We start from the raw sequence: 23,657 nt of genomic DNA, 5'->3' as shown, positions 1-23,657 counted from the left end.
TCCTACTCCTCTTCTTCAGAGAATTCAATGAAGTTTCCATTTTCGTCAAAATGACGCATAAAAGGATCTTCATCTTCTTTATAATGATCTAACTCCCACAAATACTTTTTCTTTTGTGGGAGTTTGTTTTTAGTGAAAATTGCTAAGACAATTCCAGAGATGGCACCACTTAAATGTCCTTCCCAAGAAATACCTTCTTCTATAGGTAAAACATACCACACCATACTTCCATAGAAAAAAGCGACTAAAAAACTTAATGACAACAGTTTGTAATGACCAGTAAACAAACCCTTGAAAAACAAGAAAGCTGTTAACATATACACTACACCACTCGCTCCTATATGATAAGATGGTCTACCTATTAACCAAGTAAGAATACCAGTTAAAAGAAGTCCTATTATTAAAACAAATAAGCTAATTCTTCTATAGAAAAAAGACAAAGCTGTTATAAGTACAAGACTAGGTAAAGAATTGCTCCATAAATGTTTAAGACCTGAATGAATAAAAGGCCCAAAAACAACACCTTGTAAACCAGACACGTTCTGCGGTTGTATTCCATGACTATTGAAGCGGAAGTGAAATTTAACTTCTAACCAATATACCGCCCACATAATAAGCACAAAAAGTAAGGCCGGAAAAACGGTTACTATATCAAATTTAAAATAATCAGAATCTTTCATTACAACAAAGTTATCAATATAGAAGCCAAACCTATATCTACCAAAAATGTCATGACATAAACGACAAAACTATTGTTAATCAAATTGTATGAGTAGGATAGAAACTTTAATTTAGCACCATGCAAAACACTCCTCTAGCAGAACGTATAAGACCTATTAATCTTGATCAATACCTAAGTCAGCAACATCTAGTAGGTGACAAAGGAACGTTGAGACAACATATACTAAACGGTACTACTCCATCTTTGATTTTATGGGGACCACCAGGTACAGGTAAGACTACTCTTGCACAAATTATTGCTGCAGAAAGTAAACGACCTTTCTACATTTTGAGCGCCATAAATAGTGGTGTAAAAGATATAAGAGAAGTTATTGAAAAGGCTAAAAATTCAGGAGGACTATTTACTGCAAAGAACCCTATACTTTTTATAGATGAAATTCATCGTTTTAGTAAATCCCAACAAGATTCTTTACTGGGTGCTGTAGAAAAAGGCTGGGTAACTCTTATTGGGGCAACTACAGAGAACCCAAGTTTTGAAGTCATTCCTGCACTTTTATCTCGCTGTCAGGTTTATGTTTTAGACGCTTTCGCGAAAGCGGACCTAGAAAATTTACTTAATAGAGCTATAGAAATAGATGAAATATTATCTAAGAAAGATATAGAAATTATTGAAACAGAAGCTCTAATAAGAATAAGTGGTGGTGATGCTAGAAAACTACTCAACGTTTTTGAATTAGTGGTAAATGCACAAACTGAAGACAAAATTATAATCACTAATAAAATGGTGTTATCTCAAGTCCAAGCAAACCCAGCTAGGTATGATAAAACTGGAGAACAACATTATGACATAATCAGTGCTTTTATAAAATCCATACGAGGTAGTGATCCTAATGGAGCGGTTTACTGGCTAGCACGCATGATAGAAGGCGGTGAAGATTTAAAATTTATAGCTCGTAGAATGCTCATACTCTCGTCTGAAGATATAGGTAATGCAAATCCTACAGCATTAATCATGGCTAATAATACGTTCCAAGCAGTGTCTACCATAGGTTATCCTGAATCGCGTATCATTTTAAGTCAGTGTGCTGTCTATCTCGCTACTTCTTTAAAGAGCAATTCTAGCTACATGGCTATAGGAAACGCTCAACGTGCTGTAAAAGAAACCGGAGACCTATCTGTGCCACTAGGTCTAAGAAACGCTCCTACAAAGCTCATGAAAGAGTTAGGTTATGGAGAGCAATACAAATATGCACATGACCACCCTGGTAATTTTGCTCATTATGACTTTTTACCTACAGAAATAAGTAAAACCAAGTTTTATGAACCTGGTAATAACCCTAGAGAGCAAACACAAAGAGATTTTTTACAAAAACGCTGGAAAGATCATTATGATTATGATAATAAAGGATAAATATCCTTAAGGTGATGCACTACTACCTCTCCTTCTTTTATTTCTTCATTAGTGACATGAAACCATATAGTCGGCAGGCCTATATTCTGAGCTCCTTTAATATCTGCCTCAAAACTGTCACCTATCATAATGCTATTTTCTATCTTGGCACCTGCCATTTCTAATGCTTTATGAAAGATTTGTGGCGCAGGTTTTTTCACACCTGCTGTCTCACCTGTAAGAACTACCTTGAAGTATTTTGATAATCCAGAATTCTTCACTTTATTTTGCTGTACACCATTAAATCCATTAGTAATTAGATGCAGTTGATACTTTTCATACAGTGCATCTAAAAGTTCTATACAACCATCAAATAAATGATTATGATTGGGCAGGTATTTGATATACAAATCTGCAAAGAGATGTATTTGTTCGTCTGTTAATGGGTAGTCACAAGCATCAAAAGCAGTTTTAAGTCGTTGGAAACGTAAATCTTCTTTAGTGATTTTGTTTTCTCTAAACATGCGCCAAAATTGCAGATTAAGCGGTTCATATATCCTTATGAATTTTTCTAAATCTAAATCGACATGATGCTCTTCAAAGATTTGTTGATAGGTTAATTTACTATTTAGATCAAAATCCCACAGGGTATGGTCCAAATCAAAAAAAATGTGTTCTAAATTATTAAACTTCATTATCGTATATATATTCTAATGTGGTAGTCGCATGACTTTTTAATCCTTTCTCAAATTGAGCATAATTGAACATAACAATAAAATGCCCTGACACCTCTTCTACCCTGCGCTTTAATTGTTGTACTACTTGTTTTTGTCCATTAAGCATGTTGCCAGAAATACTTTTATAATGCAAAGCATATGGATATATTAATAAAGGGGTTTGTACTTCATAATCTAAATCATAGAAATAGAATGGATGACTCGTACTAGCTCTAAAACCAGGCATGGATTCATAACCCATGCTGTAATCCTCTAATTTTTCTAGGTCTACTAACCGCTTGTAATGACCAGGTGTTGCTATTTTAGAATACGCTGCCATAGTTTTATGTAAAGATCGGTTAGATATTTCTTCAAACTTCCTACCCTGTTTTAGAACCTCATTATCATTACAATAAAATGAAAAACGTAAACCTATATCTAGGTAATCACCTATTAGTTTTATAGCCTCACGGTATTTTCTAGATGTATAATTGATACCATTATCTACGCGATTATAGCTCCCTAAGTGAAAAAAGAAAATCATGTTATGCGCTGCATTAGTAGATTTCTTACCGTATTTCCATTTCTTCCTTATCGTAGAGATTAACTCTTCATAGTTTTTAAAAGGATCTACTCTTAACCCCAACAGGACCACAATCTGTTTAAAAAAAGGTCTTATTTTAAATCTTCTAAAGTGATTATAAAGCATCATAGAATTATCTAGAGCACCTCTACCACGATATTTAAAAAAGGAGGACACCTCGATAGCAACAGTAGTTTTAAGCTTCTGTTTTCTTGTTAATGAGACCTCAAAGTTTCTATTTAATATATCTAGAAGTTTTCTAACCCATAAATCTACTACAGGCATTAAAATAAAGCAGCCTTGAACCGCTACACTTTCTTTAGCACTATATCTACCTAGATCATCTTTTACTTGTGGTAAATACTCTTCGTATCTAGTGATTAAATAAAATGCTGCAGAGAATATATCAAAAGGAATATCACTCCTATCTGGTGCTTTAAAAAATATGGGTAACTCGTCCCATTTATGAAAATCTATCTCGTGATAATCTATACCAGTTTCATCCAATAATCCTTGAGACCATATAAAAAGCTCATCTCCTAGTGGTTTAACTCCATAACTTAACTTAACACCAGAGTGACTTACAAATTCACTTACATCTGATGTAAGTTTAAATTCTTGCATCATCATTCTACGGAAAATATGCTTGAAAATGTATTCTTTCCTAGGCGTTATATGAGAACAGTAAACTAATATCATTACATCAGGCCTTCGTCTGCAAAGCTGTAAAAGCCTTGTTGCGTTATAATTAAATGATCTAAAACTTTAATATCTAATAACTTACCTGCTTCCACCAGTTTCATAGTAAGAGCTTTATCTTGATGACTAGGTTTTAAATTACCACTAGGGTGATTATGAGATAACACCATAGCGACAGCACCGGCTTCTATAGCCTTTTTAAAAACCAATCTTGTGTCTACTAGAGTACCAGTAATTCCACCTATACTTATATTTTTTTTCTCTAAAACTTTATGGCTATTATCTAATAATAAAATCCAAAATTCTTCATGCGGTAATTCACCTAAAATAGGCTGCAATATTTTAAAAGCATCATTACTAGATTTAATCTTAGGTAATGTTATAGGCATTTCCATAGCACGACGTTTTCCCAGTTCCATTGCCGCGGCAATGGTAATAGCCTTAGCCTCTCCTATTCCCTTATATTTCATAAGTTCCTTCAGGCTTTTTTTACCTAAAATATCTAATGAATTTTGAGCGTCATTAACTATAATGCGACTTAATTCTACGGCACTCATTTTACGTGTACCGCTACCTATTAAGATAGCAATTAACTCTGCCTCAGAAAGTGATGAACTACCTTTATGTAATAATTTTTCTCGAGGTCTATCATTGAGCGACCAGTCTTTAATAGAAAAATGAGCTTTTTCTTCTTCCATGAACGAAAGATAGAACTTATCTCACAAAAACCGGCTCGTTTTCTTTAACGGTTTCCTGCTCAGAGTATTTATAATCATCCATTGCAAATGACTGGATACCTTTTAAAGTATCAATCTTATTTTCTACTAGATATCTTGCCATTGTACCTCTAGCTCTTTTTGCAAAGAAAGATATGATTTTTAATTTACCGTTTTTAAAGTCCTTAAAAACAGGAGAAATAATCGTACCGTGCTGTTGCTTTTTATCTATAGCCTTAAAATACTCATTACTAGCTAGATTAACTAATAACTCACCTTCTTTGATTTCTTTATTCAATGCTGGTGTGATTTTATCTTTCCAGTATTCATAAAGATTTTTATTACTTTCTATAGGTAAAGAAGTCCCCATTTCTAAGCGATAAGGTTGTAATAAATCTAATGGTCTCAAGTAACCATACATTCCAGATAGAATACGAATATTATCTTGTGCATAATCTAAATGTTTAGAATCTAGATCATAGGCATTAAAACCAGTATAAACATCTCCAGAGAAGGCATAGATCGCTGGACGTGCATTTTCTGTATTAAATTCTGACTCAAAACTTTTATAGCGTTGGTAATTCAGATCTGCTAGCTTATCAGAAATATGCATTAATTTACCTACTTCACCTGTACTCATGCGTTCTAACTTTGCATTTATCTTAATGGCATCTTCTACAAATAAAGGCTGTGTAGCTCTATCAGTAGGTAAATCGGTTTTATAATCAAGTGATTTTGCTGGAGAAAGTAAGATTTTCATGACTTAAATTTTGAGTCGTAAAAATACTATGGGTAATGCGATTAAGCACTCAATTTCAAGTTAAGTTCTTAATACACGTATAAGTAATGATTATAATGCATTTGTTTTTAATAATCAAATACTATAGTCTAGATGTAATAATAACGATTGGTAAATAATTATCTCGCTTTCGCGAAAGCGAGATAATTACCATTCATTTACATATCTTTTGAATTAGTAGCATATACACGCCACTTCTCTATACATTCTACCATATCAGAGGGAACCTCGCTTGTAAAACTCATCCACTCCTTAGTATGTGGATGCTCAAAACCTAATGTTCTAGCATGTAATGCCTGACGTGGTAAGACTTTAAAACAATTGTCTACAAATTGTTTATACTTAGTGAAGTTAGTTCCTTTAAGAATCTTATCACCTCCATAACGCTCGTCGTTAAATAAGGTGTGTCCTATAAATTTCATGTGTACACGTATTTGATGTGTACGACCAGTTTCTAGTCGACAACTTATAACGCTTACATAACCTAGATCTTCAGTCACCTCATAGTGTGTAACTGCGACCTTACCTTTATAAGCATCTTCACCTAACCATACAGTGTTTTGTAAACGGTTTTTAGGGTGGCGTCCTATATTACCTTCTACTGTTCCTTTAGGCTCTGTAAAGTTACCCCACACTATAGCGATATATTCTCTCTCACTGGTCTTTGCTGCAAATTGAGCAGATAGATGTGCCATTGCTTCTTCTGTTTTTGCAACAACTAGTAAACCACTGGTATCTTTATCTATTCTATGTACTAGACCTGGTCTATTACTCGTATTATTAGGTAAATTATCAAAATGGTGAATCAGAGCATTAATTAAAGTACCTGAATAGTTACCATGTCCTGGATGCACCACCATACCTGCAGGCTTATTAACGACTACTAAATGGTCATCTTCATAAACTACATTTAGAGGAATATCTTCAGCAACAAGAAGTGATTCATGCGGCGGATGGTCAAATAAAACTCTAATATCATCATGAGGTTTTACCTTGTAATTAGATTTTACAACGTCTCCATTTACGGTAACCGCTCCTTCTTTTATCCCTTGCTGAATTTTAGAACGTGTTGCGTTCTCTATAAAATTCATTAAATATTTATCTATACGTAAAGGGTCTTGTCCACTACCAGCAACAAAATGATGATGTTCGTGTTTCGTTTTCTCTTCTAAATCGTCGTGTTCTACCTCGTTATTCATTAGTTACTAGATTCTAAGGTTGAAGATGGATTACGACCATCTGCTAAGACTAGATCTATAGTAGATGTTTTACTTAATTGTGTTCCAGGCTCAAGTTTTTTACCTTTATAACGCATTTCTAGCACTGTGTTTTCTGCAATATTAGGTTTATAAGTAATATCACCTATTTTAAAGCCTAAAGCTTCTAATGTAGGTATAGCCTGCCTTTTAGTTTTATATATCAAATCTGGAACAGTAACTTTTCCATAACCAGACGCATTTAATTTGATATAAACCTGTCTATTCTCTTTTACTAACTTATCTGCTAGTGGATCTTGTTCTATTACCGTTCTAGGTGCATAAGCAGGGTTAAAACTAGCACTATCGATAATCTTGCGACGCAGATTAAGCTGTTCTAACTGCTCATCTACCTGAGTGAGTGTCAGTTTTTCTAAATTAGGCACTTTAATTTCCTGATCGTGATTAGTATACCAGTCTAGCCAGAATAAATAAGCAAAACATAATAAAACAGTAACTAATCCAGCAATAACTACTTGGATCCAGAAGGCTTTAGTAAAAATGAATCTGAAGAAATTCATAAGGATAAAATGATTTTATAGGCTCGAAAAGATGTATTTTTCTATGACCGTTAATAAAAGAACAAAGATAAGGATAGAAAACGTTCTTAGAACGACATCTTTTTTAACTTTGTTGTTTAAGCTTGTTTATAAATTAAATTAATGAAAAACATCGCAGTTTTAATGGCCGGCTATTCTCATGAGTGGGAAATCTCTATGAAGAGTGGCGCCGTCATTACCCAGAATTTAGATTCTGACTTATATAAAGTGTATCCAGTTGCTATTTTAAAAGATAGCTGGCACTATAAAGATGCTGCTGGTAAGTGTCATGAAATAGATAAAAATGATTTTAGCCTCACCATAAATGGAGACAAAGTCTACTTTGACTGTTGTTACAACACCATTCACGGTACTCCAGGAGAAGATGGAAAAATACAAGCGATGTTAGAGCTTTTAAACATTCCACAAACATCTTGTGATTCTTATCAAAGTGCTATTACATTTAATAAGAGAGATTGTATCGCCATACTTAAACCATGGAATATCACCACAGGTAATCACATGTACTTGAATCATGGTGATCAAATAGATGTCGAAATAATAGCTCGTAACATAGGTTTACCTTGCTTTGTTAAAGCAAATCGTAGTGGTAGTAGTTTAGGCGTGACTAAGGTCTATAAGACTAAAGATATGGATGCTGCACTAGAAATAGCCTTTAAAATAGATGATGAGATCATTATAGAATCCTTTCTAGATGGTGTAGAAGTGTCTGTAGGTGCCTATCAAATAGATGATGAGATAAAAGTTTTACTACCTACAGAAATTGTTAGTGAAAATGACTTCTTTGATTACGAGGCAAAATATCAAGGTAAATCTAAAGAAATCACACCTGCACGTATTACCGATGCAAACACGCGTGTAGTTCAAGAAACAACTAGGCGTATTTACCAAGTATTAAAGCTTAAAGGTCTAGCACGTGCTGACTTTATTTTTCACAATGGCACACCTCATTTTATTGAGATTAACACAAATCCAGGAATGAGTGAAGAAAGTATAATACCACAACAAATAAAAGCATCTGGAGATACTATGAAAAATGTATTTACAGAGATTATTGAAAACACTATTAAACACCATAACTAATGAAGAGAGCCGTTTTTCCAGGGAGTTTTGACCCTATAACATTAGGTCACTTTGATATTATAGAGAGAGGTTTAGGCCTTTTTGACGAGATTATTATCGCTATAGGCGTTAATGCCGATAAGAAATACATGTTCTCATTAGAAGATCGCAAGCGTTTTATAGAAGAGTCTTTTAAACATGAATCAAAGATTAAGGTGATGACCTACTCAGGACTTACCATAGATTTTTGTAAAAAACAAGAAGCTGAATTTATATTAAGAGGCCTGCGCAATCCAGGTGATTTTGAATTTGAAAAAGCCATCGCACACACTAACAGAAAACTATCTGAAATCGAAACTGTATTTTTACTTACTAGTTCTGGCAAAAGCTACATCTCTTCTTCTATAGTAAGAGATGTCATTAGAAATAATGGTGATTACACCAGTTTAGTACCAGACACAGTAAGAATATAAATATGAAAAAACTTATAGCACTATTTACAGCAGCACTTCTTCTCCACTCTTGTAATAAAACTACTCAAAAAGAAGCCATACAAGAAGCCAAAGAATACCCAACTGCTTTTGAGCTAGGTAACGGTAATCAAACCGCGACCTATAATGAAGTTATTAAATTTTACAAAGAACTCTCTACCGACTTTTCTAACATCGAGCTAGAAGAAATAGGTCAGACCGACAGTGGGAAACCTTTGCACTTAATAAGCTTCTCTAAAAATACTATAGACTGGAATAGTGCTAATGAAGATAAAATTAAAATATTAATAAATAATGGTATCCACCCAGGAGAAAGCGATGGTATAGATGCTACCATGATGCTCATGAGAGATCTTGCTACAGGTGCTATAGACGCTCCAGAGAATTTAATCTTCAGCACCATTGCCGTTTATAATGTAGGTGGCTCTTTAAATCGCAATTCATCTACACGCACAAATCAAAATGGTCCAGAAGAATATGGTTTTAGAGGTAACGCACGCAATTATGATCTTAATAGGGATTTTATAAAGGCAGACTCGCGCAATGCACTAGCTTTTTATGATGTCTACCATAAAATAAATCCAGATATTTTTATTGATAACCATGTAAGTAACGGTGCAGACTACCAGTACACATTAACCCATCTTTTTACACAACACAATAAATTAGGCAGTACCACTGGTCATTATTTACATACACAATTACAGCCACAATTAGAAAAAAGACTGGCAGCACGAGATCTTCCTATCACGCCTTATGTAAACGTGCACAACGCATCTCCAGTAAAGGGTTTCTCTCAATTCATGGATTACCCTAGATATTCTACTGGATATACCAGCCTGTGGAACACACTAGGCATGATGGTAGAAACACACATGTTAAAACCATACAAAGACAGAGTATTAGGTACAAAAGCTATCATGGAAGAGATGATCCATATAGGATCTGAAAATGTAGATACCATAAAGAAAGCTCGCAAGAGTTCCTTTAATAACTTTGAAAACGCAACACATTACACACTCAATTATTCCTTAGATAAAACACAGGCAGACACATTAGATTTTCTAGGATATGAAGCAGTCATAGGAAAGAGTGACGTTACAGGAAATGATTTACTTACATATGATCGCAGTAAACCATTTAATAAAAAAACAGTTTATCACAATTACTTTGTAGCAACCGACAGTATATCCATACCAGATTATTATGTAGTACCACAAAGTCAGTGGAAAGTAATTGAATTAATGCGTCGCAATAACATACAACTAGAGTTTTTAACTAAGGACACTACACTAACAATAAGTAAATACCGCATAGCAAATTACAAAACAGCTACTAACGCATATGAAGGTCATTACCCACATAGCGGTATTGATGTAAAAGAAGATGTTGTGGAGTTACGCTTTCGCGAAAGCGATATAATCATCCCAACGCTTCAACCTGGTATTAGATATATAATTGAAACGCTAGAACCTGCTGGACCAGATTCTTTCTTTAAATGGAATTACTTTGACACCATTTTACAACAAAAAGAAGGTTTTTCTAGCTATGTATTTGAAGCTACAGCTCGTAAATTATTGAGTGAAAACAAAGCTCTAAAAAGAGAATTTGACTCCTTAAAAAAAGCCGATAAAAAATTTAAAGAAAACAATCACCTACAACTCAACTGGATTCATAAACGAAGTGCAAATTATGAACCAGCACACCTTAATTACCCAATCTACAAATGGAACAAATAATGAAAAAAACAGCCCTAATTCTATGTTGTGCAGCATTACTATCCTGTAATGAATCAAAAAAAACTGAAATAGAAAAACCACAAATAGAAGTCCAAATAACTGGAGAAATATCTCATGAAATTCTAAATAAAAAGATAGAGTGTGAAGCAACATCATACGACTATTCTATTCCTAATTTTAATTCTAATACAGATGCTGACCTTGTTTTAAATCATGAAATAACCAGCTTAATTACCCAAGACTTTATAGATGTGACCTATGCAAAGGGTACTCCTTTAAAATCTCTTTTTGAAACATTCACATCGCGTAGAGAACGCATATTATGTGATGATAAAAAAAATGAGGGCTTTACCCAATTAGAGACACTATTTGTAACTGACAATACTCAATTCACTAGTTATGAAATAGAATATAGTAAAACAAATAGCAAAGGAAGAATCCTAAAAACGTATTTAAAGCCAGAGCTCAAAGAAATATATCTTAACGATCTTATCCCTGAAGAAAAAAGAAGAGATGTTAAAATAATTTTTGATGCAAATTTACAACAGGCAGTTGCAAACCTAGCACTAGAATTACCTGAAGGAGAAATACAGAATAGGTTTACTGAACATGTATTAAATAAGGTCTTCCAATTTGAAACCGCAGATTTTCAAAACACCGGTCTATCTCTTGATTTCAAAAGTGACGTTTCTAAAAAAATAAGAGTATCTAAAACAGTTGAATTACCTAAAGAATTTGATTTTTTAAACAACACGATAGTAATAGAAATAAACGCTTTTGAGTTAAGTCATTACTTAGACCTTTCTCGCGTTATCGACTAACATATCATCAGGAAAAAGCTCTCTAATGTTAGCATAAGAGTCTTTTAATGCCATGGTAGCCATTTCTTTATTAAGCCATACTGCTTTATCGATTCCCTCTTTCTTTTGAGGTTTTAATTTTTTCACAGAGTCTGTTTCCATAATAAACCAGTGGGTAAGCTTTAATTTAAGCTTGCCCTTTCTGGAAAAAGTATGATACGTATGACCTAGGTAATTAGTGATTGCTAGATTTTTAACACCAGTTTCTTCTTCCACTTCTCTTATAGAAGTTTCTTCAATAGTTTCTCCGTCTTCTGCCTTACCCTTTGGGAGGTCCCATTTTCCATTGCGGTGAATAAAAAGGAAATCATTTTCTTGATTTAAAACCAGTCCACCTCCTGCAATAACAATAGGCAGTAGTTTATGAAGTCTCTTTAAAAGCTTAGATTTATTTTTAGAATACAATACAACATTTGTAAGTTCTTTATTTTCAATCTGTTCTACCAGTTTATGAAAATCAACCTTTTTAATATTAAAGGTATTATGATCTTTAAAATTGCTTTTATCTGAAGTGACGATTATAGCCACCTCTTTCACAAAAACTTTATACATTTGTGCCATGGTAAGAGATAAGGATATAGCAATAAAAACTGCTGAGTTATTGTTGCAAATTAAAGCAATTAAACTGCAACCGCAAACACCATTTACTTGGGCCAGCGGATGGAGTTCACCAATCTACTGTGATAATAGAGTTACTCTATCATATCCAGTGATTAGAAACTTTTTAAGAGAACACCTTGCGGCACGTATAGAAGAGTTATACGGTAAGCCAGATGTTATTGCAGGAGTAGCTACAGGAGCGATAGGAATAGGTATGCTAGTAGCAGACTACATGAACCTTCCTTTCATATACGTAAGACCAGAAGCAAAAAAGCACGGTCGCAAGAATCAAATAGAAGGACATCTAGAAAAAGGTCAAAAAGTTGTAGTCGTAGAAGATCTAATAAGTACAGGTAAAAGTAGCCTAAATGCAGTGGATGCACTTAAGGAAGCTGGCGCTGACGTAAAAGGAATGTTAGCACTTTTCTCTTATGGCTTTGATTTTGCAGTAGAGAATTTTAAGGAATACAACATAGAGCTAACCACTCTAAGTGATTACAACCATCTTATAGAACAAGCTACACAAGCTGGTCATTTTAAAGATGAAGAAATCGAATTATTAAAAAGCTGGAGAAAAGATCCTAGCAACTGGAACGCATAATTAAACAAGATGAATCTAGAAAGCCGCATTGCAAAAACACAAAAGAATCCTGAAGATTTATATAACTTTTTAACTAAGGTAGAAAACTTCAAAGAATTAATGCCCGAAGACACTAAGTTTGAATTAAAAGGAGAAGATAAATTCTTATTCGGTCTTAAAGGCATGCCAGAAATAGCACTAGGCCTAAAAGAAAAAACACCTTTTTCTAAAGTAGTATTGGGTTCTACTAGTGATAAACTAGCATTTACATTAACTTGTAATATCGATGAAGTAGCAACAGGATCTGAAGCTCAACTCAACTTTGACGGAGACTTTAATGCTATGATGGCGATGATGATTAAAGGCCCAATAAAAAAGTTTTTAGAACAGCTAGCAAACGGTATTGAAAAGATTTAATACACCCATTTCAATTCTTTAAGATCGTAAATCTTTAACTCATTATCGACTCTTAAAATTAATTTACCGTCTTTATCTGTACCTTCTACCCTGCCATTAAAAACGGCATTACTAGATTCAAAACTAATTACTTGACGGTATTTAAATAAATATTTATTATAATCTTGCGCGACTTTTAAAGGGTCGCGCAAATTGTTTTTAAGAACATTTAAAAAACTTATCAGTAAGACCTCTAGTTCAAATTCTTTGCCTGTTATATTTTTTAAAGAAATAGCCTTGGGCAATCCTTCAAATTCGTCCTGATTTACGTTAAGACCGATACCTACCACACTACTTGACAAAAAATTGCCAGAATAACTATTCTCGATAAGAATACCGGCTAATTTATGATTAACTGACAGTATGTCGTTAGGCCATTTTATTTTTGACTGAATCTGTAAATCATTTTTTAACCATTCTACTATACTGACAGATACGACTTGATTAATTAAAAAAGGGGTTAAATCTGAGATACCTTCCGTTATTAAAACACTAAATGTCAAGTTTTTACCATCTTCTGCAACCCATTGAGCACCTTGTTGTCCTTTACCTCTAGTTTGCTTTAAACTATAGATAGCAGTTAGATGTGGGAGCACGCTTTCGCGAAAGCGAGATTTCAACTCATCATTAGTAGATGTAGTGGCATGTAATTTGACTATGTTCAAAACGAAAATTTATTCGCGAGTTTATGGGATATTTAGCAAATCCAGCTCAAAAAAAGAATAAATTTGTGAATACAAAAAATATTTGATGACTAAACAAGAAGTTTCTACAGATGCCCTTATCGCACAAATCGTTGCAGGAATAGAGGATGTAAAAGGAAATAACATAACAATACTTGATTTAAGAGAACTAGAAAACACTGTTACTAGTTATTTTATAATATGCAATGGTAACTCTAACACTCAAGTAAATGCAATAGTAAACTCAGTTCAAAGAAGAGTACGTAAAGAACTACATGAAAATGCATGGCATGTAGAGGGTACTGACCAAGGAGAATGGGTTTTAATGGATTATGTAAACGTAGTAGTTCACGTATTTCAAAAACAAATCAGAGAATATTACGACCTTGAAGAACTTTGGGGCGATGCAAAATCTACAGTTATAGAAAGCACTTATTAATTAAGATCACACCACGTAATGTCAGAAAATCAAAAGAAAGATTCAGATAAAAAACGTCCTAATTTAATGCCTGGACAAGGAAAACCTAAATACAGTATATGGTGGGTAGTAGTACCTATCGCGCTACTTTTTGTAGGGTACAGTGTATTTAATAGCACGTTTAATCAAACTAAGAAATTAAATTACTTAGAGTTTTTTAAATCTATAGATGCAAAACAGGTAGACAGTATCGTTGTTGTTAGCAACAGAGGTATCGCTCAAGTATACCTTACTAAAGAGGCTTTAAAACTAGAAGAACATAAAGCTGCAAAAAAAGACCCTTCTCTAGGAGGCATTAAACTACCTAATTACACGGTAGAATTTGGTGATGCAAAGACTTTTGAAGAAAGATTAATTCTTGAAATAAATGAATCTAGCCCAGAAACTAAACTAGTTTTTGACCGTGAAGATGAAGGGATCATCGATCTATTAATTTCCTTTTTACCGTTTATATTTATCATAGGAATATGGTTATTCTTAATGAGACGTATGAGTGGCGGCGGCGCTGGCGGCGGCGGCGGACAGATTTTCAATATAGGAAAATCAAAAGCTAAATTATTTGATCAGAAAACTGATATAAAAACAACATTTAAAGATGTTGCAGGATTAGAAGGTGCTAAGGAAGAAGTACAAGAGATAGTAGATTTCCTTAAAAACCCAGAAAAATACACGTCATTAGGTGGTAAAATACCTAAAGGAGCATTACTTGTAGGTTCACCAGGTACTGGTAAAACATTACTTGCTAAGGCTGTTGCTGGAGAAGCAAAGGTTCCTTTCTTTTCTTTGAGTGGATCTGACTTTGTTGAAATGTTTGTAGGTGTAGGTGCCAGTCGTGTACGTGACTTATTTAAACAAGCTAAAGAAAAATCACCTGCGATTATCTTTATAGACGAAATAGACGCTATAGGACGTGCGCGTGGAAAATCAAACATGTCTGGTTCTAATGATGAAAGAGAAAACACATTAAATCAACTCCTAACAGAAATGGACGGATTTGGTACTAACACTAACGTAATTGTACTAGCCGCTACTAACCGTGCAGATATATTAGATAAAGCACTTATGCGTGCTGGACGATTTGACAGACAGATTTATGTAGATCTTCCAGATGTAAGAGAACGTGAACAAATATTTGAAGTGCACTTAAGACCTCTGAAAAAGGTAGAAAATGAACTAGACACGGCGTTTTTAGCAAAACAAACACCTGGTTTCTCTGGTGCAGATATTGCAAACGTATGTAATGAAGCTGCTCTAATCGCAGCAAGAAATGGTAAAAAAGCGGTAGGAAAACAAGATTTCTTAGATGCTGTAGACCGTATAGTAGGTGGACTAGAAAAGAAAAATAAGTTAATCACACCGTCAGAAAAGAAAACTATTGCATACCATGAAGCTGGTCACGCAACGGTAAGCTGGATGACTGAACATGCTGCTCCATTAATTAAGGTTACTATTGTCCCACGTGGACAGTCACTAGGTGCTGCATGGTATTTACCTGAAGAAAGGCAAATTGTACGTCCAGAGCAAATGCTAGATGAGATGTGTGCTACTATGGGTGGTCGTGCTGCAGAGAAGGTTATCTTCAACAACATTTCTACAGGTGCTCTTAGTGATCTTGAAAAAGTAACCAAACAAGCAAGAGCTATGGTTACTATTTACGGTCTTAATGATAAAGTAGGTAACATTACTTATTACGATTCTAGTGGTCAACAAGAGTATTCTATGACTAAGCCATATAGTGAACAAACTGCTGTAGTTATAGATGAAGAAATCTCTAAAATTATAGAAGAGCAATACCAGCGCGCTATCAAGATTCTTGATGAAAATAAAGATAAATTAACTGAGCTAGCTGAAATCCTTCTAGAGAAAGAGGTAATCTTTAAAGATGATCTAGAAAAAATATTTGGAAAAAGACCATTTATTAAGGAAGAAGCCATCTCTTTAAAATCGTCTAATCGACCTGTTTTAAACAGTACTCCATCTGTGGATGAAGAAGAATAGTTTGCTAGCATAAGTAATAGTAACTATATTTACATTTCATCCCTAAATTAATGCTGTCATAGGCAATGAGTATATTTAAAAAGTTTTTCAAGAAATCCACTGAATCTAAACCTGTTGAAGGTTCTGGACCGGAACGTTCTAAATATATGCCAGAAGAAAAACCTCCTCTAGATGAGGAGTTTATTCATAATTTCCAGCATCAAGGTGGTAGATTTCTTTATGCCATAGATGAAAAAGAAATTCAGCAACATTTTGAAGATATTCTTGTAGAGCACGATTATTTTGAAAAGAATGTTTTGTGTTTTGATCACGAACTAAGCAAACGTTTTCAGGGTTTCAATCTTAATTTTTCATCTACAAAGCTAGATGGAGAATTTTTCTTAGGAACTTGTGAAAACGTTATTGCAAATAATGGAGCCATACTTTTTTCTTCTAGACAGATTAAAGAAACTAAACCAGCTGAGCTACCAGACACTTATGTAATTCTAGCCAGCACTAGTCAGATAGTCGAATCTATAGGAGAAGGATTGAGAGGTATTAAACATAATAGTAAAGCTCATATTCCTACAAATATTACTACGCTTAAAAATTTTAAAGAAAAGGTTCTTAAACAAGAAAAAGATTTAATGGACTACGGCACACCTAATAAAAGAGTATATCTTTTACTTTTAGAAGACTTGTAAATGAGAGAATTAATAACTCGTTCCATATCAGGAATCGTTTACGTTTCCTTAGTGGTATTAAGCGCTCTATTTTCTAGGGATGTATTTATCGTTTTATTTTGTGTATTTGCATTTATCTGCCTTCTAGAATTAATGCCTATGATTAGGCTTAAACAGTGGTTTATATACCCTATTCTACCTATTGCCTATTATTTCATTGTGTGGAAAAGCGTATCGATGGAATTTATTTATATCTTACTAGGTGCTACTTTATTAGTAAACATTTACTTGATAAGAGATCTAGTACTGGTAGATAGGATTGCACTATTTAACACAAAAAAACACATCATTGCTTTATTGTATCTTATAGGTAGTAGTTTATTTCTAGCACTCATACCAGATGTTGTAGAACAACTGGACCTAGTAACACCAAAGTATCAACCAGAATTATTAATTGGTATTTTTGCTATTATCTGGACTAACGACAGTTTTGCCTATCTGTTTGGTAAAAACTTTGGTAAGCACAAATTAATGAAGCGCATATCACCAAAAAAAACTATTGAAGGTTTTTTAGGTGGCCTAGTTATGGCAATTGCAGCAGGTGCTGGCCTTTATTACTACCTACTTTATATAGGTATCATTAACTATACTGTTTGGGACTGGATGATTATCGCATTTGTAGTAGCATTTTTTGGTACCATAGGAGACTTAATACAAAGTAAAATTAAAAGACAGGCCGAGGTGAAGGACAGCGGTAGTATAATGCCTGGACATGGTGGTATTTTTGACCGTATGGATAGTATTATATTTGCAGCCCCATTTGCTTACGCAACATTTATAATTATCAATCATGTTTCATAAAGAAGGAAGTAAAATAATCTTAATTGCATTTCTATTAACTATTGCAATAATGAGCGCTATATGGCTTGTAAGTATGCCACAATGGTTACAAATAGCCCTATCTGTATTTACTATTGGATTCTTATTTATAATTCTACAATTTTTTAGAAACCCTAAAAGAAACACAGAATTAAATGACAAAACGATAGTTTCTCCAGTAGATGGAAAAGTGGTTGTTATAGAAAAAGTTACGGATAATGAATACTTCAAAGGAGAACGATTAATGATTTCTGTGTTTATGTCGCCTATAAATGTTCATGTTACCAGATACCCTATTTCTGGTCAGGTAGCCTACAGTAAATACCACCCTGGTAAATATCTAGTAGCATGGCACCCTAAAGCAAGTGAAGAAAACGAAAGAACGACTGTAGTTATAAATCACAAAAATCAAATACAAGTAATGTATCGCCAGATAGCAGGCGCACTTGCAAAACGTATTGTAAATTATGCACAAGAAAACGAGCAAATTGTACAAGGAAGCGATAGTGGTTTTATAAAATTCGGTAGTCGTGTGGATGTTTATCTACCTATAGACACTCCAGTAACCGTAAAACTGAATGAAAAAGTAAAAGGAGGAGAAACTGTACTGGCTACATTTTAAATGACAGAAAAAGATATAGACATAGCTTTTAATAAGGCGTTTGACAAAGCATCCACTGAAGAACAATCTCTAGTGCCACCAGACTTGCAATTACATCTATACGCCTATTATAAGCGCGCGATAGACGAACCTTATGTTAACAATCGTAGCTTTGAATCTAACGACCTGAGAAGCGCATTTAAGATGAACGCACTTATACAAGTGCAATCTCTTACTAAAACCGAAGCTAAGAGAAAATACATAGAGATAATTGAAAAATTATATCCTAAACCTTGGTAAAGAATTCATCATTCTCACCACACAGAATCAATTAAAAAAACCCTCAAAAGAATAATTTCTTTTGAGGGTTTTTAGTTAAAACAGGTGCAGGCAATTACTCTTTTTTTCTAAGAATATAGATAGCAAGTATTGTTAAACACAACACTGCAGCACCTAAAACAACAACTATAGTTACAAATGGATTCATATATTATTTTCTTTTATTGAGTAAATAAGTCATATACCTCATTACTATTACCACTAGTATAATAACAAAAAGTATCGCACCACCTAATATAAATAAAGCTGTAGTATCTACCGTGTCCATATAAATTACTTTAAGGCATTTATACTCGCTTCGATGGTCTCGATTTTAGCAAGAGTATCTGCTTCTTTTTTCTTTTCTATTGCAACTACTTGCTCTGGAGCACTACTTACAAAACGCTCATTACTTAGCTTCTTTTGCACACCAATTAAAAAGCCTTTAGCTCTTTTAAGCTCTCCTTCCAGTTTAACTAATTCTGCAGCTACGTCTATGTTTCCTTCTAACGGTATAAAATACTCATTAGATTTTACACGATAACTTGCAGCACCAGACAACTGTTCTGTAATCACCTCAACACTTGAAACATTACCCATTTTTTGAATTAACGGATTATAAGCTGTATCAAGGTTCTCGTTATTAATTGTTTTTAATTCAATTTCATTTTTAAAGGCAATTTGCTTCTCTTTACGTACAGTTCTAATACCAGATATCACATCTTGAACCAGTACAAAGTCAGATAACAAAGCAGTGTCAACATCACCACCTTTAGGCCATGTATTAATACATAAGGCATCTTCTACCTTACGTTCTGAAATAGTTTGCCATATCTCTTCTGTAATAAATGGAGTAAACGGATGCATCAATCGCAAATTATCTTCAAAAAGCTCGATAACCTCAGCAAGTGTTTTTGCATCTATCGGTTTTTGATATTCTGGTTTAATGATCTCTAATAACCAACCACAAAAATCGTCATAGATTAATTTGTACGATGTCATTAACACATCACTAATTCTATACTTAGAGTAATGATCTTCTATTAAAGCAAGAGTTTCATTAAAACGACTTCTATACCATGCTATTGCTTGTGCGCTATGCGCTGGTTGTGCAATTGAGTTATCAACTTCCCACATTTGGGTAAGTTTAAATGCATTCCACATTTTATTTACAAAACCTTTTCCTTGCTGACAAAGATCTTCATCAAACATAATGTCATTTCCTGCAGCTGCACTTAAAAGCAATCCTACACGTACACCGTCTGCTCCATATTGTTCTAGTAAACCTAGTGCATCAGGAGAATTACCTAAAGATTTTGACATCTTGCGACGTTGTTTATCTCTCACTAATCCTGTTAAATATACTTTATCAAATGGTTTCTCATCTCTTAATTCATAACCAGCAACTATCATTCTAGCCACCCAAAAGAAAAGAATATCTGGACCAGTTACTAGATCACGAGTAGGATAATAATAATTAATCTCCTCATTTTCTGGTTCAAGAACACCATTAAATACACTTATAGGCCATAACCAACTAGAGAACCAAGTATCAAGAACGTCGTTTTCCTGACGTAGATCTTCTGCTTTCAGGTTATCGTTATTAGTTCGCTTTCGCGAAAGCGTAACAGCCTCTTCTAAACTATTTGCAACAACAAAGTCATCTTTCCCATCACCAAAATAGTAAGCTGGAATACGTTGTCCCCACATTAACTGTCTAGAGATATTCCAATCGCGCACATTCTCCATCCAGTGGAAATAAGTACTCTTAAATTTAGGAGGCAATAATTCTACTATATCTTCCTTAACTGCTTTTATAGCCGGTTGAGCAAGGTCTTCCATTTTAAGGAACCACTGGTCTGATAGACGTGGTTCTATTACTGCCTTTGTACGCTCGCTGGTACCTACTTTATGAACGTGGTCTTCCTTCTTAATCAAGAAACCTTTTTCTTCTAACTCAGCAGAGATTTCTTTACGTACTACAAAACGATCTTTACCTTCATAGTGAAGACCAAAACTATTTAAAGTAGCGTCTGCATTAAAGATATCTATTACTTCTAGATTATGCGTCTCTCCTATTTTCTTATCATTTTCATCATGCGCAGGAGTGATTTTTAACGCTCCAGTACCGAATTCCATATCTACATAAGAGTCTGCTATAACTGGTATCTCACGATTTACGATAGGTACAATAACAGTTTCACCTATTAAATCTGTGTAACGCTCATCTTCTGGATGCACACAAATAGCTGCATCTCCTAAAATGGTTTCAGGACGTGTAGTTGCAATACTTACAAAATCTTCACTTCCTTTAATTTGATATTTTAAATGATACAAGTGTCCGTTACGTTCTTCGTAAATAACCTCTTCATCACTAAGAGTTGTTTTTGCTTCTGGATCCCAGTTAACCATACGGTAACCACGATAAATCAGTCCTTTATTATAAAGATCAATAAATACCTTTATGACAGATGCAGACATATCGTCATCTAGAGTAAATTTAGTACGAGACCAGTCACAACTAGCTCCTAATTTTTTAAGTTGCTCCAGGATAATACCTCCATATTCATCTGTCCAGTCCCAAGCGTGTTTTAAAAACTCTTCTCTAGACAAGTCATTTTTATCAATTCCTTGTTCCTTAAGTTTCTTAACTACCTTAGCCTCTGTCGCGATAGAAGCATGATCTGTTCCAGGAACCCAACATGCATTGTAACCTTTTAAACGAGCACGACGTATCAATACATCTTGAATAGTATTATTCAACATGTGGCCCATGTGCAAGACTCCTGTCACATTAGGTGGTGGGATTACAATGGTGTAACTTTCTCTCTCGTCTGGTACAGATTTAAAGAAATCGTTATCCATCCAGAATTTATACCACTTCTCTTCAGTAGTTTTAGAATCGTATTTAGATGCTAAGGACATGTTTGGCTTAGTTTTTGAATTTACAACGACAAAAGTACTATTAACTTAAAAATTACACGCCATTAACGGCCACTTTAAGCTCGATAGTTTACTTTTATTAACTTAAATAAATAATGATGAAAAATTTACTACTTATTTTCTTGTTTACAGGACTCGTTTCTACAAGTATGCAAGCACAAGATAGTACAACTTTAGACCCTATGACTACCGTAGAATTTGAAACTTCTACTATTGATTATGGAAAAGTTGAAAAAGGAAGTGATGGTGTCAGAACTTTTACTTTTAAAAATACTGGTGAGAACCCATTGAAGATATATAAAATATACTCTTCATGTAGTTGTGACATTTTATCAAAGCCAGAAGAACCTATTGCACAAGGCATGACAGGTGAAATAGTTGTAAAATACGACACTAAAAAGGTAGGTCCTATTGTAAAGACCATCACGGCTTATGCTAATATTGAAAAAAAATTGATCCCTTTGCGATTAAAAGGTGAAGTATTACCAGCTAAGGAAGAAGAATAATTTAATTAACGGATTAATGGAACATTTATAATCTTTACATTAAATACCGTTTCTCCTCTTTTTAATTTCATTTTCAACTTCTTATAAGGATTTTTATAAAACAGCTCACTGACATTATTTACAGTGAGCTGTTTTTTTTGTCGTCCATTAACAGAAATTATTTGATCTCCTATTTGAATACCAGCTTTATGAGCAGGAGAGCCTTCTCGCAAATAGTCTACATATATTTTAGGGACGTATTGATAAGTCATTCTAGTCTTAGAAGTAAGCGTTATCTGACTACTAGAACCATCTACGTTTCTGTTTGTAAAATCTCTATCTAAATGTGTGAATAATTCTAACTCGCCTTTCTTAACACCTAGTCCGGTCATATTGTAATAAAAACCTTCTTCAAAACTATTATTAGGTTTCATACTGATTTTACCCTTGGGATAATCGATCACCACGTCAAATCTTCTTAACACCTCTCCTCCTAAGCTACCATCATGAGAGGTATTTGCTTTTTCTGTACTTTGATACTTTTTAAAAGGATAGGAAACGGCCACATTTTTTAAAGTTGAATTGAATAAATGAACCGCATTCACTTTAGTCCTTAACCCAAAAATCTCTCCATTTATACCAAAACCTAAATAGTCTTCAAAACTATTCTCAATAGTCATCGCATCATCTATGTCGTCAAAAATCCATAAAGCATCGCCACTTCCTGAATCCAGAAGTAGTTTAAAATCGCCTTTTACTAACCTATTATCTAATTCTAGATTGACAAACAACCTACTATTATAACTAGTAACATTAAACTGCTTTGCTTTTCTCAATGAAAATGGAAGATCTTCAAAGTTCTCATATATCTTTAAATAACTACTTTCATAATCTATATGTGTAACAAAATTCTCAAGAAAATTAACTCCAAGAATTCCATGTATTTCTACATCTAACTTTGGTGATATATCTATCTCGCTATCGCTTAGAACAAGAACATCTGCATGAGTATCGCTTATAAAATCGCCTATTTCTATTTTATTCCCTCTAGAATAATAAGCACTCAACGCCTCATTACTACCATAACCATTTACTGAGATATACTTACCTTCCTTAATACTAAGAGAGTCTATACCTTTTAAATTAAAAATAATAGTTCTTGCTGCACCAGTGTCTAGCATAAAGTTAAACTCTACATCATTAACTGTTACTGGCAGTACGATTAAATTAGAATATTGATCAAAAGCAATCTTATCCTTTTTTATATTCTTATTAAACACAAAACCTTCTTGAGCAGTTGCACTACACAAACAGAAAATCAAAGAAAATAAAAGAACCGCGTTTTTCATGAACAATAAATATAAGGTTTAGTCAAAGTCTTTTGAGCATCCTTACTCAAGTAGTACATTTGTAGTAATAAAA

25 protein-coding genes are annotated in these 23,657 nt (G+C 34.0%); 14 read left to right on the top strand and 11 right to left on the bottom strand.

The features are described from left to right. Nucleotides 1–2: 2 nt before the first annotated feature. Nucleotides 3–680 carry a rhomboid family intramembrane serine protease gene (locus ACJJVJ_RS13410; RefSeq protein WP_405370888.1) on the bottom strand — a complete coding sequence of 226 codons (678 nt, stop codon included), beginning with the start codon at nucleotides 678–680 and terminating at the stop codon, nucleotides 3–5. A gap of 119 nt (nucleotides 681–799) precedes the next feature. On the opposite strand from ACJJVJ_RS13410, the gene ACJJVJ_RS13405 reads away from it, so the two are divergent. Next, nucleotides 800–2,092: a replication-associated recombination protein A gene (locus ACJJVJ_RS13405; protein WP_405370887.1), complete on the top strand. Its 1,293-nt coding sequence runs from the start codon at nucleotides 800–802 to the stop codon at nucleotides 2,090–2,092. Here ACJJVJ_RS13405 and ACJJVJ_RS13400 read toward each other — a convergent pair. From ACJJVJ_RS13400 to ACJJVJ_RS13375, 6 genes are all read right to left on the bottom strand, one after another. Next, entirely contained in the window at nucleotides 2,074–2,766 is a 693-nt protein-coding gene (locus ACJJVJ_RS13400; protein WP_405370885.1) for a YjjG family noncanonical pyrimidine nucleotidase, read from the bottom strand. The two genes, ACJJVJ_RS13405 and ACJJVJ_RS13400, sit on opposite strands and share 19 nt — an antisense overlap. After that, nucleotides 2,756–4,069, bottom strand: a complete 1,314-nt coding sequence (locus ACJJVJ_RS13395; protein WP_405370884.1) for a DUF7033 domain-containing protein — start codon at nucleotides 4,067–4,069, stop codon at nucleotides 2,756–2,758. Before ACJJVJ_RS13395 ends, ACJJVJ_RS13400 begins: the two co-directional genes overlap by 11 nt. Further along, nucleotides 4,069–4,767, bottom strand: coding sequence for a DNA repair protein RadC (gene radC, locus ACJJVJ_RS13390; protein ID WP_405370882.1), 699 nt, complete (start codon nucleotides 4,765–4,767; stop codon nucleotides 4,069–4,071). The genes ACJJVJ_RS13395 and radC overlap by 1 nt, the downstream gene beginning before the upstream one ends. Nucleotides 4,768–4,783: 16 nt before the next feature. Then, complete coding sequence (yaaA, locus tag ACJJVJ_RS13385; RefSeq protein WP_405370880.1) at nucleotides 4,784–5,545, bottom strand: peroxide stress protein YaaA; 762 nt, start codon at nucleotides 5,543–5,545, stop codon at nucleotides 4,784–4,786. Nucleotides 5,546–5,742: 197 nt separating this feature from the next. Next, nucleotides 5,743–6,783 (bottom strand): RluA family pseudouridine synthase, encoded by a 1,041-nt coding sequence (locus ACJJVJ_RS13380; protein WP_405370878.1) that lies wholly within the window; start codon nucleotides 6,781–6,783, stop codon nucleotides 5,743–5,745. Further along, nucleotides 6,783–7,361, bottom strand: coding sequence for a PASTA domain-containing protein (locus tag ACJJVJ_RS13375; RefSeq protein WP_405370876.1), 579 nt, complete (start codon nucleotides 7,359–7,361; stop codon nucleotides 6,783–6,785). The genes ACJJVJ_RS13380 and ACJJVJ_RS13375 overlap by 1 nt, the downstream gene beginning before the upstream one ends. Before the next feature lie 141 nt (nucleotides 7,362–7,502). Between ACJJVJ_RS13375 and ACJJVJ_RS13370 the strand changes: the two genes are divergently transcribed. Genes ACJJVJ_RS13370 through ACJJVJ_RS13355 form a run of 4 tightly spaced genes read left to right on the top strand, consistent with a single transcriptional unit; the run spans nucleotide 7,503 to nucleotide 11,513 of the window. Continuing rightward, entirely contained in the window at nucleotides 7,503–8,483 is a 981-nt protein-coding gene (locus ACJJVJ_RS13370) for a D-alanine--D-alanine ligase (protein WP_405370874.1), read from the top strand. Continuing rightward, on the top strand, nucleotides 8,483–8,935 hold the full coding sequence (gene coaD / locus ACJJVJ_RS13365) for a pantetheine-phosphate adenylyltransferase (RefSeq protein WP_405370873.1): 453 nt from the start codon (nucleotides 8,483–8,485) through the stop codon (nucleotides 8,933–8,935). Before ACJJVJ_RS13370 ends, coaD begins: the two co-directional genes overlap by 1 nt. Nucleotides 8,936–8,937: 2 nt before the next feature. Beyond that, the gene (locus tag ACJJVJ_RS13360) at nucleotides 8,938–10,692 is read left to right on the top strand and encodes a M14 family metallopeptidase (RefSeq protein ID WP_405370872.1); all 1,755 of its coding nucleotides are present in this window, start codon (nucleotides 8,938–8,940) and stop codon (nucleotides 10,690–10,692) included. Next, on the top strand, nucleotides 10,680–11,513 hold the full coding sequence (locus tag ACJJVJ_RS13355) for a hypothetical protein (protein ID WP_405370870.1): 834 nt from the start codon (nucleotides 10,680–10,682) through the stop codon (nucleotides 11,511–11,513). Before ACJJVJ_RS13360 ends, ACJJVJ_RS13355 begins: the two co-directional genes overlap by 13 nt. On the opposite strand, the gene ACJJVJ_RS13350 is transcribed toward ACJJVJ_RS13355, so the two are convergent. Next, complete coding sequence (locus tag ACJJVJ_RS13350; RefSeq protein ID WP_104515682.1) at nucleotides 11,487–12,113, bottom strand: NUDIX hydrolase; 627 nt, start codon at nucleotides 12,111–12,113, stop codon at nucleotides 11,487–11,489. The genes ACJJVJ_RS13355 and ACJJVJ_RS13350 overlap by 27 nt on opposite strands. Between ACJJVJ_RS13350 and pyrE the strand changes: the two genes are divergently transcribed. Both pyrE and ACJJVJ_RS13340 read left to right on the top strand, forming a co-directional pair. Continuing rightward, the gene (pyrE, locus tag ACJJVJ_RS13345; RefSeq protein ID WP_104515683.1) at nucleotides 12,112–12,753 is read left to right on the top strand and encodes an orotate phosphoribosyltransferase; all 642 of its coding nucleotides are present in this window, start codon (nucleotides 12,112–12,114) and stop codon (nucleotides 12,751–12,753) included. The two genes, ACJJVJ_RS13350 and pyrE, sit on opposite strands and share 2 nt — an antisense overlap. Before the next feature lie 9 nt (nucleotides 12,754–12,762). Further along, the gene (locus tag ACJJVJ_RS13340) at nucleotides 12,763–13,149 is read left to right on the top strand and encodes an orotate phosphoribosyltransferase (RefSeq protein WP_104515684.1); all 387 of its coding nucleotides are present in this window, start codon (nucleotides 12,763–12,765) and stop codon (nucleotides 13,147–13,149) included. On the opposite strand, the gene ACJJVJ_RS13335 is transcribed toward ACJJVJ_RS13340, so the two are convergent. Then, nucleotides 13,146–13,853, bottom strand: a complete 708-nt coding sequence (locus ACJJVJ_RS13335) for a biotin--[acetyl-CoA-carboxylase] ligase (protein WP_405370867.1) — start codon at nucleotides 13,851–13,853, stop codon at nucleotides 13,146–13,148. The two genes, ACJJVJ_RS13340 and ACJJVJ_RS13335, sit on opposite strands and share 4 nt — an antisense overlap. 85 nt (nucleotides 13,854–13,938) lie before the next feature. On the opposite strand from ACJJVJ_RS13335, the gene rsfS reads away from it, so the two are divergent. The 6 genes from rsfS (at nucleotide 13,939) to ACJJVJ_RS13305 (ending at nucleotide 18,789) form a co-directional block, all read left to right on the top strand. Then, nucleotides 13,939–14,310, top strand: a complete 372-nt coding sequence (gene rsfS / locus ACJJVJ_RS13330; protein ID WP_104515686.1) for a ribosome silencing factor — start codon at nucleotides 13,939–13,941, stop codon at nucleotides 14,308–14,310. 18 nt (nucleotides 14,311–14,328) lie between these two features. Continuing rightward, nucleotides 14,329–16,347 carry an ATP-dependent zinc metalloprotease FtsH gene (ftsH, locus tag ACJJVJ_RS13325; protein WP_104515687.1) on the top strand — a complete coding sequence of 673 codons (2,019 nt, stop codon included), beginning with the start codon at nucleotides 14,329–14,331 and terminating at the stop codon, nucleotides 16,345–16,347. A gap of 65 nt (nucleotides 16,348–16,412) precedes the next feature. Beyond that, nucleotides 16,413–17,030 (top strand): lactate utilization protein B/C, encoded by a 618-nt coding sequence (locus tag ACJJVJ_RS13320; RefSeq protein ID WP_104515688.1) that lies wholly within the window; start codon nucleotides 16,413–16,415, stop codon nucleotides 17,028–17,030. Beyond that, on the top strand, nucleotides 17,031–17,870 hold the full coding sequence (locus ACJJVJ_RS13315) for a phosphatidate cytidylyltransferase (protein ID WP_405370864.1): 840 nt from the start codon (nucleotides 17,031–17,033) through the stop codon (nucleotides 17,868–17,870). Next, a complete protein-coding gene (locus ACJJVJ_RS13310) occupies nucleotides 17,860–18,510 on the top strand; it encodes a phosphatidylserine decarboxylase family protein (RefSeq protein WP_405370862.1) in 651 nt (216 codons plus the stop codon). The genes ACJJVJ_RS13315 and ACJJVJ_RS13310 overlap by 11 nt, the downstream gene beginning before the upstream one ends. Continuing rightward, a complete protein-coding gene (locus tag ACJJVJ_RS13305; RefSeq protein WP_104515691.1) occupies nucleotides 18,511–18,789 on the top strand; it encodes an acyl-CoA-binding protein in 279 nt (92 codons plus the stop codon). Between the two features lie 312 nt (nucleotides 18,790–19,101). Here the strand turns inward: ACJJVJ_RS13305 and ACJJVJ_RS13300 are convergent, their stop codons facing one another. Then, entirely contained in the window at nucleotides 19,102–21,732 is a 2,631-nt protein-coding gene (locus ACJJVJ_RS13300; RefSeq protein ID WP_405370860.1) for a valine--tRNA ligase, read from the bottom strand. Nucleotides 21,733–21,848: 116 nt separating this feature from the next. On the opposite strand from ACJJVJ_RS13300, the gene ACJJVJ_RS13295 reads away from it, so the two are divergent. Further along, entirely contained in the window at nucleotides 21,849–22,256 is a 408-nt protein-coding gene (locus ACJJVJ_RS13295) for a DUF1573 domain-containing protein (protein ID WP_317044694.1), read from the top strand. Nucleotides 22,257–22,261: 5 nt separating this feature from the next. On the opposite strand, the gene ACJJVJ_RS13290 is transcribed toward ACJJVJ_RS13295, so the two are convergent. Further along, entirely contained in the window at nucleotides 22,262–23,584 is a 1,323-nt protein-coding gene (locus tag ACJJVJ_RS13290; RefSeq protein ID WP_405370857.1) for an aspartyl protease family protein, read from the bottom strand. Nucleotides 23,585–23,657: the final 73 nt, after the last annotated feature.

Origin of the sequence: Nonlabens sp. Asnod2-A12 (assembly GCF_045063745.1) — a bacterium.
Taxonomy (GTDB): domain Bacteria; phylum Bacteroidota; class Bacteroidia; order Flavobacteriales; family Flavobacteriaceae; genus Nonlabens; species Nonlabens xylanidelens.
Note: the sequence above shows the minus strand (reverse complement) of the source record. Positions and strands in the feature narration are given on the sequence as shown.

Coding starts and splice junctions, on each gene's coding strand:
- ACJJVJ_RS13300 (WP_405370860.1), bottom strand. CDS start 21,732: ATGTCCTTAGCATCTAAATACGATTCTAAAACTACTGAAGAGAAGTGG.
- ACJJVJ_RS13380 (WP_405370878.1), bottom strand. CDS start 6,783: ATGAATAACGAGGTAGAACACGACGATTTAGAAGAGAAAACGAAACAC.
- ftsH (WP_104515687.1), top strand. CDS start 14,329: ATGTCAGAAAATCAAAAGAAAGATTCAGATAAAAAACGTCCTAATTTA.
- ACJJVJ_RS13340 (WP_104515684.1), top strand. CDS start 12,763: ATGAATCTAGAAAGCCGCATTGCAAAAACACAAAAGAATCCTGAAGAT.
- ACJJVJ_RS13295 (WP_317044694.1), top strand. CDS start 21,849: ATGAAAAATTTACTACTTATTTTCTTGTTTACAGGACTCGTTTCTACA.
- ACJJVJ_RS13305 (WP_104515691.1), top strand. CDS start 18,511: ATGACAGAAAAAGATATAGACATAGCTTTTAATAAGGCGTTTGACAAA.
- ACJJVJ_RS13410 (WP_405370888.1), bottom strand. CDS start 680: ATGAAAGATTCTGATTATTTTAAATTTGATATAGTAACCGTTTTTCCG.
- ACJJVJ_RS13290 (WP_405370857.1), bottom strand. CDS start 23,584: ATGAAAAACGCGGTTCTTTTATTTTCTTTGATTTTCTGTTTGTGTAGT.
- ACJJVJ_RS13310 (WP_405370862.1), top strand. CDS start 17,860: ATGTTTCATAAAGAAGGAAGTAAAATAATCTTAATTGCATTTCTATTA.
- coaD (WP_405370873.1), top strand. CDS start 8,483: ATGAAGAGAGCCGTTTTTCCAGGGAGTTTTGACCCTATAACATTAGGT.
- radC (WP_405370882.1), bottom strand. CDS start 4,767: ATGGAAGAAGAAAAAGCTCATTTTTCTATTAAAGACTGGTCGCTCAAT.
- ACJJVJ_RS13400 (WP_405370885.1), bottom strand. CDS start 2,766: ATGAAGTTTAATAATTTAGAACACATTTTTTTTGATTTGGACCATACC.
- ACJJVJ_RS13320 (WP_104515688.1), top strand. CDS start 16,413: ATGAGTATATTTAAAAAGTTTTTCAAGAAATCCACTGAATCTAAACCT.
- ACJJVJ_RS13355 (WP_405370870.1), top strand. CDS start 10,680: ATGGAACAAATAATGAAAAAAACAGCCCTAATTCTATGTTGTGCAGCA.
- yaaA (WP_405370880.1), bottom strand. CDS start 5,545: ATGAAAATCTTACTTTCTCCAGCAAAATCACTTGATTATAAAACCGAT.
- ACJJVJ_RS13405 (WP_405370887.1), top strand. CDS start 800: ATGCAAAACACTCCTCTAGCAGAACGTATAAGACCTATTAATCTTGAT.
- ACJJVJ_RS13315 (WP_405370864.1), top strand. CDS start 17,031: ATGAGAGAATTAATAACTCGTTCCATATCAGGAATCGTTTACGTTTCC.
- rsfS (WP_104515686.1), top strand. CDS start 13,939: ATGACTAAACAAGAAGTTTCTACAGATGCCCTTATCGCACAAATCGTT.
- ACJJVJ_RS13350 (WP_104515682.1), bottom strand. CDS start 12,113: ATGGCACAAATGTATAAAGTTTTTGTGAAAGAGGTGGCTATAATCGTC.
- ACJJVJ_RS13370 (WP_405370874.1), top strand. CDS start 7,503: ATGAAAAACATCGCAGTTTTAATGGCCGGCTATTCTCATGAGTGGGAA.
- ACJJVJ_RS13395 (WP_405370884.1), bottom strand. CDS start 4,069: ATGATATTAGTTTACTGTTCTCATATAACGCCTAGGAAAGAATACATT.
- ACJJVJ_RS13360 (WP_405370872.1), top strand. CDS start 8,938: ATGAAAAAACTTATAGCACTATTTACAGCAGCACTTCTTCTCCACTCT.
- ACJJVJ_RS13375 (WP_405370876.1), bottom strand. CDS start 7,361: ATGAATTTCTTCAGATTCATTTTTACTAAAGCCTTCTGGATCCAAGTA.
- pyrE (WP_104515683.1), top strand. CDS start 12,112: ATGGTAAGAGATAAGGATATAGCAATAAAAACTGCTGAGTTATTGTTG.